The 16,884-nt window shown below is 45.8% G+C and carries 12 protein-coding genes; all 12 read right to left on the bottom strand.

Features of this window, described 5'->3' with window-relative positions; genetic code table 11:
• On the bottom strand, positions 1–1,260 hold the full coding sequence (locus VQ071_RS07385; protein ID WP_340513259.1) for an ABC transporter ATP-binding protein: 1,260 nt from the start codon (positions 1,258–1,260) through the stop codon (positions 1–3).
• Positions 1,261–1,275: 15 nt separating this feature from the next.
• On the bottom strand, positions 1,276–2,052 hold the full coding sequence (locus VQ071_RS07380) for an ABC transporter permease (RefSeq protein ID WP_340513258.1): 777 nt from the start codon (positions 2,050–2,052) through the stop codon (positions 1,276–1,278).
• A complete protein-coding gene (locus VQ071_RS07375) occupies positions 2,045–3,025 on the bottom strand; it encodes a GDP-mannose 4,6-dehydratase (RefSeq protein WP_340513257.1) in 981 nt (326 codons plus the stop codon). Before VQ071_RS07375 ends, VQ071_RS07380 begins: the two co-directional genes overlap by 8 nt.
• 12 nt (positions 3,026–3,037) lie before the next feature.
• Positions 3,038–4,018, bottom strand: a complete 981-nt coding sequence (gmd, locus tag VQ071_RS07370) for a GDP-mannose 4,6-dehydratase (protein ID WP_340513256.1) — start codon at positions 4,016–4,018, stop codon at positions 3,038–3,040.
• 37 nt (positions 4,019–4,055) lie between these two features.
• Positions 4,056–5,135: a mannose-1-phosphate guanylyltransferase gene (locus VQ071_RS07365; protein WP_340513255.1), complete on the bottom strand. Its 1,080-nt coding sequence runs from the start codon at positions 5,133–5,135 to the stop codon at positions 4,056–4,058.
• Positions 5,132–6,424: a glycosyltransferase family 4 protein gene (locus tag VQ071_RS07360; protein ID WP_340513254.1), complete on the bottom strand. Its 1,293-nt coding sequence runs from the start codon at positions 6,422–6,424 to the stop codon at positions 5,132–5,134. Before VQ071_RS07360 ends, VQ071_RS07365 begins: the two co-directional genes overlap by 4 nt.
• 116 nt (positions 6,425–6,540) lie before the next feature.
• On the bottom strand, positions 6,541–7,041 hold the full coding sequence (locus VQ071_RS07355) for a hypothetical protein (RefSeq protein ID WP_340513253.1): 501 nt from the start codon (positions 7,039–7,041) through the stop codon (positions 6,541–6,543).
• A gap of 21 nt (positions 7,042–7,062) precedes the next feature.
• Positions 7,063–8,040, bottom strand: coding sequence for a glycosyltransferase family 2 protein (locus tag VQ071_RS07350; protein WP_340513252.1), 978 nt, complete (start codon positions 8,038–8,040; stop codon positions 7,063–7,065).
• Positions 8,041–8,063: 23 nt separating this feature from the next.
• Positions 8,064–10,481: an O-antigen ligase family protein gene (locus tag VQ071_RS07345; protein ID WP_340513251.1), complete on the bottom strand. Its 2,418-nt coding sequence runs from the start codon at positions 10,479–10,481 to the stop codon at positions 8,064–8,066.
• Positions 10,482–10,496: 15 nt separating this feature from the next.
• The gene (locus tag VQ071_RS07340; RefSeq protein ID WP_340513250.1) at positions 10,497–11,963 is read right to left on the bottom strand and encodes a sugar transferase; all 1,467 of its coding nucleotides are present in this window, start codon (positions 11,961–11,963) and stop codon (positions 10,497–10,499) included.
• 154 nt (positions 11,964–12,117) lie between these two features.
• On the bottom strand, positions 12,118–14,559 hold the full coding sequence (locus VQ071_RS07335; protein WP_340513249.1) for an O-antigen ligase family protein: 2,442 nt from the start codon (positions 14,557–14,559) through the stop codon (positions 12,118–12,120).
• A gap of 126 nt (positions 14,560–14,685) precedes the next feature.
• Positions 14,686–16,824 carry a hypothetical protein gene (locus tag VQ071_RS07330; protein WP_340513248.1) on the bottom strand — a complete coding sequence of 713 codons (2,139 nt, stop codon included), beginning with the start codon at positions 16,822–16,824 and terminating at the stop codon, positions 14,686–14,688.
• Between the last annotated feature and the right edge of the window lie 60 nt (positions 16,825–16,884).

Below are 16,884 nucleotides of genomic sequence, written 5' to 3'. Positions count from 1 at the left end.
TCATTTCTTCCTTTCTAAGATCCATTGGTGTTTAATTTTTGCAACCCCAATATCGCTCGTAATACTGGATACTTTAATAGTATACCGTTTATCATGGTAGTCATATGGATTGCCGTAAACATCATGAACCGCAACAGAAATCAGGTATGTCCCAGCGACCAGATCTAAAGAGGGAATTTTGAAGCTTATTTCGCCAATCTCAGACATATGCAAAACATCTATTTTATAGTGATCAATCCAAGTATTAGTGCCATAACAATTCACACCTTCAAGATTCGATATCCCCACTCCAAACACAGGCTCTTTGGTTTCCTTATTAGTTTTAAATTTAATATTAATAGTCGCAGTATCCCCAGACATGAAGCCCAGCCGTTTGTTATTTTCCGAGTCTTTAAATATGACTTCTGTAAGCTCAATATCTCTATTTCCCCATCGATCACTTTCATTCTTCTCAATAGGTTCAATAACGTTTGTAGATTGAGATTCATCTTGATTGCCAGACTCAGTTCCTGTAGACAACAAACGGGTGTTTTCTTCGTTTGCCAGAAATGTCAAGTACTTATCTATAATTTTTTTGGGATATCCTTCATCTTCAATAACACTATTGTTAATCCATACCACTCGATCGCACAACTTTTCCATTGCAGTGAGGTCATGCGAAACAAATACAATAGTTGTGCCTTTTGCCTTAAGTTTCATTAATTGATCCATACATTTCTGTTGGAATGCAGAATCTCCAACAGCAAGCACTTCATCAATCAAAAGGACATCTGGTTCTACCATTATTGCGACAGAAAATGCGAGGCGCATGTACATCCCTGACGAGTAATTTCGAACAGGATTCTCAATATATTCTTTTAATTCGGAGAATGCGATGATATCATCCAGTTTTGCGCGTATTTCTTTCTTATTTAGCCCTAGAATGGATGCATTCATAAATATATTTTCTCTTCCTGTAAAATCAGGATGAAAACCAGCACCTAACTCTAACAGGCTTGAAATTTTCCCCTCGACGTGAATAAGTCCCTCATCGGGATATAAAATTCCGGTTAGCATCTTAAGAAGTGTACTTTTTCCAGACCCATTTCTTCCAAGTAGCCCCACCGTTTCACCTTTTTGAACGTATAGGGAAACACTCTTCAATGCTTCAAAAATTTCTACCTTATTTTTCCGACCTAAAATTCTTTCTTTGAGCGTAACGGCACGTTCCTTATATATCTTAAAGGATTTTGTCACATTTTCTACCCTGATTACTTCCATAAGCGGTTACCATCCTTATATAACTTCTGCAAAGTTTCTGCTTAATTTTTTAAATATTTTCATAGAAATAACAAGCAAAACAAAAGATACAATTGTACCCACCAAAAGCTCGGACCAATTAGGAAATTTATTGTAATAATATATATCTTGAAAACCTTCAACAAATATTCTTATAGGATTCAAGTCAAATATTAAATGAAGCTCATTGGGTATCATATTAGAAGGAAACACTATGGGAGTTAAGTAAAACCACCCCATAATCAAAATCCCTACAATATGTTCTAAATCGCGAAAATACACGTTCAATGCAGAGATTAACATAGTTAAAGCTAAGGTAAAGATCGATAAAATAAACAATATTAAGGGAAAAAGAAGAATCGGCCAACCGATCGCAATTTTATTAATAATCAAAATAAATAGCAACACTAAAAAACTGAAGAAATAATTAAGAACTCCTCCAATTACAACAGAAAGAGGGAGAAGTTCCTTTGGAAAATAAATTTTCTTAATTAGTCCTGCGTTTCTTATTATCACTCCAGCACCAGAAAGGATAGATTGACTAAAAACATTCCATGTAATTAAGCCGATAAAAAGAAAAGATGAATAATTGTCCATTTGAATACGGACTACGAATTTAAAGACGATCGAGTACACGCATAACAGTAACAGGGGATTTAGGAGGGTCCAAAAAAAGCCTAGAATGGACCCCTTATACCTAGTTCTTAAATCCGTCAGAACCAGACTTTCAAGCATTTGTCTATATGCATAAACCTCTTTAATTTTTTCAAACATTACTAAAGTACCCCTCTGTTGCTCTTATTTCACCTCTCCAGTAATTCAGCACATCTTTTAATGAATCCTGAAGTGCTATGCGATTCTCCCAGCCCGTTTGATTCCTAAGTTTCTGCGGATCCCCAACGTAACTAGGAACATCTATTGGACGAAATAGGGCTTGATCAACTTCTATTGTAATATCCTTTCGAATACTATAAAAAGTATAATACTCCAGAATCGATTTTATAGCAGTTGGAACACCGGAGCACACATTGTATGTCTGACCAGACTCGCCCAATCTTAGCAACATTTCATAAGCCGTCACAATATCCCTGACATCAGAAAAATCTCTTTCAGCCATTAAATTCCCTACCCTGAGTGCTGGTGGCCTCAAGTTCACTTCAATTTCTGCAATTTGTTTTGCGAAATCTGTAGCAACGAATCCAAGACGCTGTCTGGGACCAATGTGATTAAACGGACGTGCATGAATCACATTGATCCCATAGGATTCATAGTATTGTTTCGCCAGCATTTGTGTTGTTGCTTTTGAAATGCCGTATGGACTTATGGGATTCCGCTTTGTATTTTCCACAATCGGCTTCATTAAGTCCGTAACTCTACCGTATTCTTCCGAAGACCCCACTGTTAATACCCGGACTTTTTGAGCAACACTACTTTTACGAATAACTTCAAAAAAACTTAAAGTATCCATTACATTAGATTGAAAGGCTTCCTTTTTAGAGTCCCATGAGTCTCTGACAGAACTAAAACCAGCAAGGTGGTAGATATGTTCCGGTTGATATTTGTTTATAAACTTTTGCATTAAACTCTCATCCGCTAGCTCAATGAGATGCTGCTGGACATTCTTAAAACCAGGTAATGCCGAACTAGAAGCTCTATTAACTACTGCAATCTCATAACCAAGCTGAGTTAGATGCTCTATAAGGTATCTTCCTACAAAACCCGTGCCCCCGGTTATTAGCGCCTTCATTTTATCACCGCTTTAAATTAAAATCTTGCTAAACCTTGAGTTTTTCTCCATGTCGTTTTCCACCATCATTGTAACCAACTGCTCAAATCCAACTTCAAGTTCCCAACCAAGCTTTTTTTTCGCTTTAGTGCAGTCGCCAAGCAACAAGTCGACTTCTGCCGGTCGTACAAACTTCGGATCCACAACGACATAATCACGCCAATTCAATCCCAGATGTCCGAAAGCAATCTCGACAAGCTCCTGTACACTGTGCAGTTCACCAGTCGAGATGACATAGTCATCGGCCTTGTCCTGCTGAAGCATCAACCACATGGCTTTAACATAATCGCCTGCAAAGCCCCAATCACGTTGTGCGTCAAGATTGCCCATACGGAGCTCTTTCTGAAGTCCCAGCTTAATGCGCGCTGCAGCATTCGTTACCTTGCGGGTAACAAACTCAACACCACGACGAGGAGATTCGTGATTAAAAAGAATTCCCGAACATGCGTACATATCATAGCTCTCGCGATAATTAACTGTAATCCAATGACCATATACCTTGGCAACGCCATAAGGACTACGCGGATAGAATGGGGTTGTCTCTCGCTGAGGCGTTTCTACTACTTTACCGAACATTTCACTACTCGATGCTTGATAAAAACGTGCATCGGGCTTGACCATCCGAACAGCTTCTAAAATGTTCGTGACGCCGATCCCGGTTTGCAATCCGGTCAAAACTGGCTGATCCCACGACGTTCCCACGAACGATTGGGCCGCAAGATTATAGACTTCATCCGGCTGAGATAGGTTAACTGCATTGATCAAAGAGCCTTGATCCAGCAGATCACCTTCGATAAATTCAATCTCATCCTGAATATGCTCGATGTTCTCAAGTATTGGAATGCTCGTTCTGCGACGCAGTCCATATACCTTATAGCCTTTTTCAAGAAGCAACTCCGCCAGATATGAGCCGTCTTGTCCCGTAATCCCTGTGATTAATGCCTTTTTGTTCATCGAAAATTTCTCCTCTGATTATAGTTTATCAATCTTCTTATAAATATTGTTCCCGCTTTTGCGTTCGAAGCTCTTTAAGCAGCTTTTTCACTTCTTGCGCTTTATCTTTCGTACATATAAGCGTGACATCTTCCGTATCTACCACGATGAGATCTTCGATCCCCAGCGTCGCAATCAGTTTTCCGTCGTTACTTTCAATAATACAATTTTTCGTGTCGATATTCAGTATATTTCCTCGAATTACGTTTCCATCATCATCTCTATTATCAATCCGGTCTAGCGCCGTCCAGCTTCCCACGTCATCCCATCCCAACTGGCATGGCACAACATATATATTATCCGCCTTTTCCATTATTCCATAATCCACTGACTGGTCCGGCATGAGTACAAACTTTTGGCGAATTTCTTCGCTCTCCCATGGTGTGCCCAAGGACGGCTCAATCTCTTTTAGGACCGCTTCAATCTCAGGCATATACTGTTGAATTTTGCGGCGAACGGTTGTCGTCTTCCAGATGAAGATGCCGCTATTCCAGTAAAAATCCCCTGCCTCTACATATTCCTTTGCTGTTTCTAGATCTGGTTTTTCAACAAACTGATTGACTTTATATACAGGTGTACTAAGGCTCTCCCACATATCCTCAGTTCGTTTAATATAACCATATCCTGTTTCAGGACTGGTTGGAGTAATTCCTAGGGTGACGATATTTTCCTGCTGGGCAGCGACCCGAGTAGCTGCTTCAAGTATAGTAATGAATTCTCCCTCGTCCTTAATAATATGGTCCGAAGGCAATACAATCATTGTACTGTCAGGATATTGCTGCTCGACGATCATCGAAGCCAGAGCGATACAAGGACCTGTGTTACGACCGATCGGCTCAATAATTATATTGCTTGCAGGCAAATGGGGAATCTGCATGCTTATGAGTTCGGCATAAGATTCATTTGTCACAATAAAGATTCGGCTGATATCCATGAGCCTTTCTAATCGGGCTACCGCTTGTTGAATCATAGATTTATTTCCGGATATATTGAGGAATTGTTTTGGCAGATGGGTACGGCTTTTCGGCCAGAATCGCTCGCCTTTCCCCCCCGCCATTATTACGCTAGTAATCGTCATGGACGACCTCCGACAATTTTGGTAATTTCTCGAAGTCTGTTGATGATTTGACTCCCAACAGCTTTTGGAGAAAAGTTAGCATGAATCTCCTGTTGCCCATTGCGTGCAATTACTTCCCGATAGTCAATATCCTCGTATAACTTCTTCATATATGCTCCTGCGTGCTCAATGCTCGGATCGGCCCAAACCTGTCCTCGCTGATATGGTCCGTAATCACGCTCAAGCTCTACTAACTTATAGTCAACCAAACACGAGTTCTCGGCATTCATAAAATCGATATTCGCCGACCAATTAGTTCCGATGACCGGCTTGCCTAGATACATGGCTTCGGCCAAACCCAGACCAAATCCTTCGCTACGATGCAATGAAATAAACGAGTCGGCAGTCGCGATTAGCGCGTTCGTATCAATTCTGCTAAGGATCTCCGTAATAAAATATATGTTCTTATAATGACCAAGCTCCGTTTTTAACCTTTGTAGATCCTCTTTATTCGAGGATGCATTATTTATTTTAATAACAAGTCCGACTTCGCGATCATCAGGTGCAAATGCATGTTGAAATGCCTTTATAGCGGCCATTGGATTTTTGCGTTCTTGAAAACTATTCATATCATACATGGCCAGAAAGAGAAAAGCGTCCTGGGGAAGTTGAAAGTACGAACGATCGCGTTGTTCGGCTATCTTTACTTCAATACCATGGGGAATGATAATGACCGGCAGTTCAGTCTTAGCTGCAATTGCATCGGCGACAAACTTGGTCGGTGCCCAGATTTCATGTGCGAACTTAAATCCGTCCAACCATTCGTCAGGGAATATAGGCAGTTCCCAGTGCCAGTAACCGATATTATAACGATCTTTAAAAAGAGAAGATCCGTATTTTGTATACACCTCTACCATTTGCTCTGCATTCACATGGAGGATGTTAACATTATACCGTGGTGATTCTAATTCCTTGTGTGCCCAGCTATTATCGGACACTCTGGCAGTGCTGGCACCGCCAAAATTTATAATACCAAAAGGCAGTTCAGTAGTAGAGATCGCTCTGGCTGCTAATCGGCATGACTCACCAATCCCCATCTCAGCCCTAGCATATCCAACCAGATTAATACCGTTTACTTGAAATTCCTCACCTAGTAAAGCAGAAGATATATTAATTTCTTTTAGCGAAAATGCATTGTTCAACACTTTCTTCTTCAAACGCTTTCTGGCCCCCTGCGGAATAAAGGGGAAGATAATTCTCTTGAATGCAATTGCCGTTCTATATACTATTGTGAAAAAAAACTGCTTCATAACGGACACCACCATGAATGCAACCCATAACTTCGCTGCAAATACTTATTTCAATATTATAACATAGAAACATATAGAAGACTTTGGACAATAAAACCTCAATTAGAATTAATACCCTATTTCAGAGCGTATCCCCCACGCACCAACACCGTCAACCCATTCTTCTGCTTCGGATCTGCCTCTACGCCGCGCCCGCCGCGAGGGAATAGAATGAGGTGGTTCGTAGCTACCGGCTTGCCTGGCGCGATATCCAATCCCGCCGTCATGTCCGAAAGGCCGTTGGCATCGGTACTATAGGCGATAGCTTTGCCCGTACGCACGATGAGCTCGCCGCCGTCCTCGACCACAATCTTCTTGCCGAACGGCACGGTGACGACCTCGAGCTTCGCCATTCCTGCAGCGGCCCCTCCTGCATTGCCCGCTCCAGCCTTGGCAAGCTCGGCTTGGATGAGCTCCGCGACCTTCTGATCGACATAGCTCTTGGTGACAATCGGATCGCCTGCATAGCCTGGCGTCGTTTGCTGTCCGTCGGCGTACGCAGACTGGTACCAGTTGACTCCGCCCGCCACGACCGCTGCCGCGACGAGAATTCCAAAAGTTTTTGTATAACGATTCATAGTTCAACATCCTCCTTCTTGCTACCGATGGCTGACCGATTGTGCTTCTGGTTTGAAGATGACGGGCTCCCGTACGATTTGCGACTGGTCGTAGTGAAGCCAAAAGTCGGGGTGCATGCTGAACTTTTTGCGTAGGCTCATCGGGATTCGCTTGTAAGATACACCTAGACGATATCCAAGGTACTTGGCACCCGCCTCGGCAAACCATCGTGGTATCCAGGTCCACTTCCCTTGCTTGTACAGCCTCCCTAATTGCTCCTTAATGAGCCGCCCGCCTTCCTTCTCGGCGCGGGCATAACGGAATACCCATTCGTTCATCCGCATGGATACGCCGATATCGAAGTTGCGTCTAAATTGTTTCTTTAAGCTGTAGTCGTGTGAGTGGATGACACTGGCCCGCGGATTATAGACGACCGCGAAGCCATTAGTAATGCACTTCGCCGCAATCATCATGTCTTCGTTCAGAATGATCGGCGACGGGAAGCCTCCGATCTGCAAGAAAGTCTCCCGGCGAAGCGCGGAACAAACATTCGTAAAGAAAAACAGCTTGATTCCAAAGCGATCGAGGTCTGCCAATGTCTTATGGATATATAATTCAGGGTAATTAATATCGCGCGTCATCTGTTCAAGGACGTTCGAATCCGTCCTGGCGACTTGTCTGCCGCATACGGCGGCCACTCTCGTATCCTGAAACGGCGCTACGATCTCCTCCAGGAAGCGTTCATGCTGCGGCAGAGCGTCCTGGGTCATAAACACGATTACATCACCGGAGGCCTTCTTGGCAGCGAGATTGCGTGTACCTCCATGATCAAAGTCCGCACGTTCGATCATGATAAGCTTGGCTCCCAATCTCTTGGCCAACAGTGCGGTACCATCGTCGGATTGCGAGTCGACGACGATAATCTCATGAGGGCTCAGCGTTTGCCCCTGCAAGCTTCCGATTAACTCCGGCAGATACTTCTCCGCATTCAGTGTCGGCAGGATGACCGATATCTTCATAGATGTACCTCCTTCCCTGCATTCTACTTGAGCGATTCTAGCCGTTCTGCCTCGTCTGCATCAACTGCGACTAACCGATCATACACAGCGGGATCGTCTTGCCCCTGCTTCCTCAGTGCCGCCAGGTAGATACGAGCTACCGTGCGATCTTCTTCCTTGGAGAGATCTTCTTGCAGACCCGGCTTCAGCATATCGAGCGTCTCGGAATAATTCCCCTCGGCGAAGCTCACCTCGCCAGCCGCCGCCCGCAGACGATTCGAGATGACGAATGTCCGTGCCAATTCTATTGTCTCCGGCAGTTCTTCCGTCGTCTTCACTTGCTGAACAGCTTGATCATAATAGGTTCTGATCAGCTGCGCATCCGCTTTTGCCCTTTCAGCATCGTTAGCCTGACGCTCTTGATTCCATCGGTTTAACAGATTCACTTCAAGCTGCTCATAGAACGATTGCTCAAAAGGGTATTGTTCAACGGCTCTCTTCATAACTTCAATAGCGGCATCTTGGTTGCCACGAACCCTTTGAATGGTGAACTCCAGATTTATGGCCGGTCGATAATATGGTTCTTTATCCACCAGCTTCCTTAAATACTTTTCTGACTGCTGCAGGTAGTTCTCGTCCTTGGACTGGTCATAGGCCTGGTAATTCCATGACGCCAATTGCAGCAGAAGCACAGGATGCCCTGCTGATAGACTCAAACCGGATTTGAGCGGATCAACGATCTGAGCGAATGGCCGTTGCGTGGCATAAGCCTGATTCGCCTCGTCAATCTGCCTGACACTATAAAACCTCAGACTGCCGATGAGGAGCAACGCAAGTCCAATAGCACTCATCGCGCTTATTGCAATTCGCCTTGACAATACTCTCCGCCTGTCGGTAAGTACGACCAAAGATGAACGTGTGCTCGCCAGTACCCCGAGACAAAGGAATACGAGAATGTCGTACAATAAGTAACTCATCTCAAAGTCGATCGTCGCATGCAAGAGAATGGCGACAGGAACGATAAAGTAAAAAATGGCATTGTTGCGTTCGCTATCGTCCATTCGTCGATACGTAATGATGAAGTTCACGAGAACATAGACGATCAATCCGATGACAGCGACCGCACCGACGATACCAACCTCTACCAGAAGCTGTGTAACGAAGCTATGCGTCTGGGCGCTCAAGTAAGGATAAGACTGGTACTTCTCATAAGAGGCTTCCCATGCGCCACCGCCTCCGCCGAAGATAGGATATTCCTTCCACAGCCGGATTGCATCCTTGTACATCGTGAGACGTTCGTATACACTGTGCGTCTCAAAGTTGACACCCTCAATCCGCTTGCGAAGGACCGGAGGCAGCAACTGGGTTACAGTATCCGAGATGAGAGCGATCGCGCCAGCGACGAACAGTACGACAAGTCCGATCGGCAGCCACAGGTTGGCATATGAGGTCGACAGCCTCTCTATTCTCGAATTAAGCTTTGGTTCAATGAATCTCTCTATTGCATAAGTGAACAGGCCCATTACGAGAGACGCAGCGACTAGAATACCCCAATAACCGATTGATGCTCCAGAGAAAATAGACACGGTATTGAACTTTTGCCCAGCGTCCCCCGCCGCCTGTATACCGCCGATAACTTCGATGCCCCGATCCGTAAGCTTGGAATAGATGAGCAACGATATCCCCATGCCAAGCATGGAATAGACAATAAGCTTGATCTGAAGCTTCAGACGGAGCATCGCAAGGGTAATGATGGCAATAAAGGGCAGAACAATGAGCGCGCCCCGCGACAGTGTCAATAAGAAGGATACGCAGACAGGAACGAGCATGATGCCATGCAGCAGTTGAATGCCTCTACGGGACGTCCGATTGATCTCGATCAGCATGACGATCCACATAATCAGCAACAGCACGGCGTATGCATTCGCATACTGGAATACGGACGTTATCCGAATGCCATCCTGAGAAGTCAGAGAATCGAGCAGATAGGCGTTACCGAACATGGTCAGGAAGCCGAAGAAGACAATTATGTAGCCGAAGATTAAAAAGACAAATGGCAGTTGTCTAGTTAGCGAGCTCGACCTCGACCAGAACGTGCCAGCGGCAAAGAACAAAAACATGGCAAGATGAACCAGAATGCCATACTTGGCCATGTATGGCGAGAAGGCTTGAGCAGAGCTGATCAGATAGACAAGCGGGATCAGTAATGCTGCAGCCCCGATCTTCAAGTTGCTGCGGGTCCACTTGAACTCCTGATTCCCGATCTGTGCCAAAATCCATACTGCGACGAACGCGGTTGTAATCAGGGTGAGCAGCACAGAGCTCTCGAATTGATATTGGTTCGGATTATGGAGGCCAATACCGATAAAAATACCGTTTTTAAATACTGCGATAAAAAGAATAAATACTAGCCATGTCCAAGCGAACCACTCTCTAAATCCCTGCTTGTCTCTGCCCTTCAAGACTGCCACTCCTATTCAATACGCTCCCGTGCCTTTTACGACAACGGGAATCGTTTTTAACAAGATCTTCATCTCCAGCGACAGACTCCACCGCTCAATATAATGAATATCAAGATCGATCCAGTCATCGAAATTCAGATCGCTCCGGCCGCTGACCTGCCACAAGCCTGTCATGCCCGGGAGCACATCCATTCGCCTCCAGTGGTAATTCGTATACTGGGCGACTTCATCGGGGAGCGGCGGCCTGGGTCCGATCAGGCTCATCCGGCCCGCGAACACGTTCCATAGCTGCGGCAGCTCATCCAGCGAATACTTGCGCAGGAATCGCCCGGACCTCGTCACGCGAGGGTCCTGACGCAGCTTGAAGGCCGGTCCCTCCGCTTCGTTGATCTTCGCTAATGCTTCCTTCATCGCCTCGGCATCCGCCCGCATCGAACGAAACTTGATCATTTGGAATGGAACACCGTTCTTGCCGACCCTCGTCTGCTTGAAGAAGACTGCCCCCTTGGAATCGAGCTTAATCCATAACCCTAGCGCAAGAAACAAAGGCGACAGCAACAGCAGCAGACAAAAGCTGATACTCAGGTCGAAAAACCGCTTCAACAGTACATTGATACCGCGCAGCGGCGTCTTCACAATCTGCATATAAGGCTTGCCTGCATCCGTCCGGAAGGTAAATACCGTCGACATGCGGTCGAACATCTCGGGAATAATGCGAATGTCGACATTATACTTGTAGATCGTATGCAGGATAGACTCGATAATCGAACGTTCGGAGGGAATCGTAATGTAGACGACATCGACATGCCTGTTCTGAAGCACCTTTTCCAACCCCGAGATCTTGTCCAGAATTTCATCGCCGATCTTGTAGTCGTCCAGGAAGCCGACGATCTCAGCCTTGTGGCCCAATTCTCGACTCAACTGCCATTGCAGATCGCTGCCGACCTTGCCTGCACCGACGATCAGAATCCGCTCCTTGATGTGTCCACGCCGGTTGAGCATGGCATTGATCAGCTTGTAGGAGCCTCTCCAGAAGACAGCTTCGACCAGCATCAGTACGACAAATGCCACTAGCGCAACCCGGGAGTAGATAAAGGTCGTTTTCAGCAAAAAAGTGACGCCGATCGACATGAGAAAGGCGTACCCGGTAGCCTTGAAGGCAATGTATAAATCCTCCATCAGGCTGCGATCCCGCTTGTCTGACGACAGATAGCTCTGAGCATGAATAAACCCGCGGATCAACAAAATGAGAAATAGCAGCAGCATGTAATGGTTAAATACCGGAAGATCCGTAGTCCAGCGTATAGGATTATAGGTTTGCACGGCGGGGTAATCCGGAAGCACACGAACGCCCATCAGCAGATAGAAGGTCAGAATATAGCCGATATATTCGCACGCATAGAACAGCGTTTGAAAATACAGCTTGATCTTCTTCATCTTTATGCGTTGTTGGGCCGTCGACTCGATCGCTTTCAGATGCATCTGAGCGATCCCCTTGGCTTCGAGCCCGCTTTGCCATTGCACACCTATCACCAACGTTCATATTGAATATCTATAGTTATACCTATTTTATCATAATTTCCGACACAATGAGTCATTGTCCACAATATAACTGTATCGAAATCCTCCATTTGGCTTACATTAACTTTTCAATCTCTTGATTTTCTGCTGCATGTGCTCGAATCAAATTTTCGTATAGCGCTGTGTCGTCCTTTCCCTGCTTACGCAGGGCGGCAATATAATATCGGACGGCATAGCGAATATTTTCATCTGCCAGATTCTCCGCCTCGCCTCCAACGATCGGCTGCAGCACCTTCTCTGCCTCGGCATAATCGGCTTGCTCGTAATACGCCTGCCCCGCAGCAGCGCGTACTGTGACAGGAGCGGCTATCATGCGTGCCGGCATAACTGTATCCGGCAGTTTCTCTATGCGCTCGACGCGATCGATCATACGATTATACAGTTCAATAATCTGACGATTGGAACGCTCATTTTGTTTCCCGTTCTGTCGTTCATTTTTCTTTTGCTGCACCAGAAGCGCAATCGCTTGCTCATAGTAATCCTCTTCAAAAGGATTGGAAGTGATACAGTCCAGTATGATTGCAAGCGCAGACACATCGTCTCCTTTGGCTCTGGCGAGCAAATACTTGAAGTACATGCCCGGCGGAGAGTGTGGCTCCCTATTAAGCATCCTATCCACACAAGCTTCAGCTTTATCGAGATAGGCGGACTCCTGTGTCTGATTATACATTTGATAGTTCAACGCTGCCGCTTGATTAAGCATGATCGGGTGTCCCGCATGATGCTTAAGGCTGCCCTCCAAGAGGCTCATCATTTCAGGATACGATTTTTCTTCGGCTACGGCTTGCGTATAAGCGTGGAACTTCTCAGAAGCATATAACCACTTTATCGACACCACCATAAGCGCTATGGCAAAAATACTGAATCCGCCGGCAAGCATGATTCGCCCGATGCGCAATGCGCCGTCCGATAACCGTGCCGCAACCCAGGAATCCCCGGGCCGGCTCAATACGCCCAGGCAAAAGAAAACAACGAACCCAAACAGTAAATAGCTCATGCCGAAATCAATCGTCGAATGGAGTAGGACAGCTACAGGTACGATAAAGTAGAAGCGCAGCAGCGAGCGCTGTTCCTCCTGTGATTTTCGGTATGATCGATAATAGGTTGCTATAATCGCAATAATGAAGGCAACAATCGCGATCAGACCAATGATTCCTGTCTCCACTAGCAGTTGAACGAAGTAGCTGTGCGGCTGCATGCTTATATATGGGTAAGATTGATAGCGCTCAAAATACGCTTCCCAGGCACCTGCGCCCCCTCCGAATATCGGATGCAGCTTCCAAATATGAAGCGCATCCTTGTACATCGTGAGCCGTTCATATACACTGTGCGTCTGGAAATTAATATTGGCAATACGAGTTTCGAGCGCAGTTGGCAGCCAAGACGAATGGGTAGCAATCAAAGCCCCTAGGGCAAAAAAGATAATGGACGCGCCCGGAATGGCGCTGTTTGCCCAATTCGAACGACGCTTACCTGCAAAGGATGCGATTATCGGTTCCATATTAAGACGCACCAAATAAATAACGCCCGCTGCGGCTAACGATAAACCAATCAGCATCCCCCAATATTTTATACTCGATTGGGCAAACACCGACACCGTATGCACGTTGACGCCATTCGCAATATCACGTTGATAACCTTCATAAACGGCTGTCCCGCGCTCGGATACCGGATTATAGATGGTCAAGGATAGGAGTACGCCAACCACTGTATATAAGATCGCCATGAGCTGCTGCCGCAGGTTCAACAGAGCCATCACAAGAATCGCAATGACAGGTAAAATCACAATTGCGCCGCGCGACAAAGTCAGCAAGAATGATAGCGTGACAAAAATGAGCATGCAGCCGTGAAGCAGCACCCAAAACCGTCCGACCGCCCGATCCAACTCGAGCAATATAGCGATCCATAGCGTCAATAAAAAGAGCGCATATGCATTGGGGTATTGAAAGATAGAAGCAATTCGAATCCCGTCGACCATAGAAAGGGAATCTAACAAGTATACATTGCCTAATAAATTAAAGTAGCCATAGACGACAACCAGATAACCGATGACCAGATAGATGACGGGAATGAGGCGAAGCACGTCGGGCAAGAGCTGGATCCGGCTGCCTGCTGAATAAAAGGCAAGCATCATCACGCTCACCAATACGCCATATCCCGCCATATAAGGAGAAGCAGCATTATTGAGCGAGATGAGGTACGCCAACGGAAGGAGCAAGGCGCTTGTACCTGCAACAAGATTGATCTCGAGCCTCGACTTAATGTTTAAGACATGTACCGCTGCCCCACCGAGTATAATCGCCGCTATCACACCAGTGTACAAAATCGGACTCTCGAATCTATAGGATCTCGGATCATGCAAGCCGTAGCCTTCAAAAGAGCCGTTGTTGCAAGCAGCAATGACCAGTACCAGCCCGATGCATATCAACTCGAATCGTATCGCTATTGGGACATGAGCTTTTTTTATTTTAAGATTCGCTTTGCTTTTTCGTTTCATTTCCCTTTCCACCAGCCTTTACCATTTCTACGCCATCAGCATATCACTGCCTACTTTTCATGTAAATAAAGAGAAAACTGCCGAAATATGAGATTTCGGCAGTTCTGGTTGCGTTCTATTAGCGCTCTATTCGTTCCATTTCAAGTCGCTGTACCAATATTCAAGCGGCCGCTCCGCAATAAGTTTCTTGGCGCCTTGTACAGTCTCATACAAACGCACTGTATACATATAAGCTTTGTTAATGCCGTTGTATTCGGAATTGGCCTTTAGTGTGATCTTCTGATCCTCTCCTACCTTCAGCGCGTCATTCTCTCCTTCAAGAGTGAATTCCTTGGCAAAGTAGGTGTATACCGTCCCGGTATCAGGATCCTTGCCTTCTACCGTCAGCTGCAGCTTGCGGTCCGTCGAGAAGACATTATAGCTGGCATCCTTAATCAAGTCGTAGGTCAACGCCAACTGAATCTCTTGTCCCTCGGCTTGAGCGAATACCTGAGGCGTAATTTTGTTAATCGTAAAGGTATATGGCTCCAGCTGTACATCCTTGTACAAAGCATTGACGCCACGATCAGCGGGAAGTGTGAACTGCGCTGCATTGACATAGGCATCGGCCACAGCTGTTCCTTCCGTGTACTTCGTATCTGTCACGGCTTCACCGATGATCAGCTTAAGCTTGCTTGTATCGTAATTCAGCGGGACGGTAGCGCTAAAGGTCATCAGCGCCTTATTCTTCGGGTTCATCTTACCGTCAGCCAGTGTCTTCGTCGCCGGATAAATATCACCGTCATCACTCTTGAAGAAACCGGTAAGCTTAATCGGATCGACGGTTCTCGACTCATCGTTGGTCAGCGCGACTTGTGTCGTGAACAGCTTAGTCGTTGTACCCTTGTATACATTAACCGAATTGATAACTGCAGTGGCTTGATTGGCGCTGCGCGTAATCTTATAGCTTTGATCTGCATTATAGCTAGGTAGGATTACAATTGTCTGAGCCGCTGACAACTCGCCCAGCTTCGTCGTAGTCTTGTCGTCGACCTTATTGTTCAATACAAGTTTAACCGAGCTGTATTTATAGTCGCTAGGCAGCTTGGCATATACGTCTACATCTACGTAGCCGCCCGCGCTTAATCCCAGTTGATTGTTCGTCTCTATCGTTTTAAAGTCTAGTTTTACTTTGTTATCTAAATAGTAATAGCCGGAAATCGCAGGCATCGTTGCCGCATCGGTTCCTTTATTCTGAATCCGGATTTTCGTAGTCAATATATCCTGGCTGTCCCACGGCTGGCGCAGCGTCCGCAGCTGGCTTATTTGATAGGTTCCTTCTGTATTGGTGTATTGGAACTCGTTACTTGTCGTTGTCGTCGTCGCACTGCCGAATTTGATTTGGTAGGCGCCTACCGGAAGCTCAAGCGCCGTTTCTCCTCCACTATCTCTCGTGACGAGCAGCTTCCATCCCTTTGTTTTCAAGGAGGAAGGGATCGCCGCTGTCAAAGTCAGCTCTTTGCGATTGAGCGGAGCGATGACGAGATCCTCCGTTACTGAGGGCGTACAATCATATATAATGCCTTCAGCCGTTTGAATGTAATACTTATATTTGCTTAACGTCACAGCTGCTTTACCAACATTATTATAGACAAATGTAATGTTAGCCAGATTGTCATCGCCCGATGCGCCGATGGATGCGGTATATATTTTTGAATTCAAGAGCGTATTATTAAAATACAAAACCTTGTACGATCCGGGGACAACTTCATTAGTGTAGCTTTTAGGCAAAGTAAAGGTCCCAACCGGTACCTCGTAACCAGATTTGCTGAAGTCAAACTTGACGAGCCGGAACTTCAGATCAGACAGCTTCACGGATTGCCCGACTGTTGCATAGAGCGTGATAAACTTCTTTGAATTGGGCGCAATCTTACTCACCTTGGCATCGGCGCTAGACACCTTTAAAGCAATTGCGTTACCTGTAGCGCCATAGAGACGATACCAATAGTTGCCCAAATCCAGTTCCTTCGAATCTCCGTTATAGATGCTTACCGTAAATGAAGCTACCTGGCCGCCATCTGTCGGACGGAGACCGATATCAACCAGATTCATATAACTCTTCGATGACAAGTAGATGGGCTTAACTACAGAGGATACGCTAGTGACTTTGACAGCCGCTGTGGCGGCTGCTGCACGAGCTGGAACCGTTGATAGGACAGGCGTTGCTGCAATTATTGCCGCAGCAATCGTAATGGCGATTCTTTTTTTACTTTCATTTCTTGCCATAAACTTGAACCTCCCTGATATGCACTCTAAGATCAGTATAAAGTTACAACGTGAATAGAA

Origin of the sequence: Cohnella sp. 56 (assembly GCF_037963805.1) — a bacterium.
In the GTDB taxonomy this organism is placed as follows: domain Bacteria; phylum Bacillota; class Bacilli; order Paenibacillales; family Paenibacillaceae; genus Cohnella.
The sequence above is the reverse complement of the archived record's forward strand: the minus strand, read 5'-3'. Positions and strand labels throughout refer to the sequence as shown.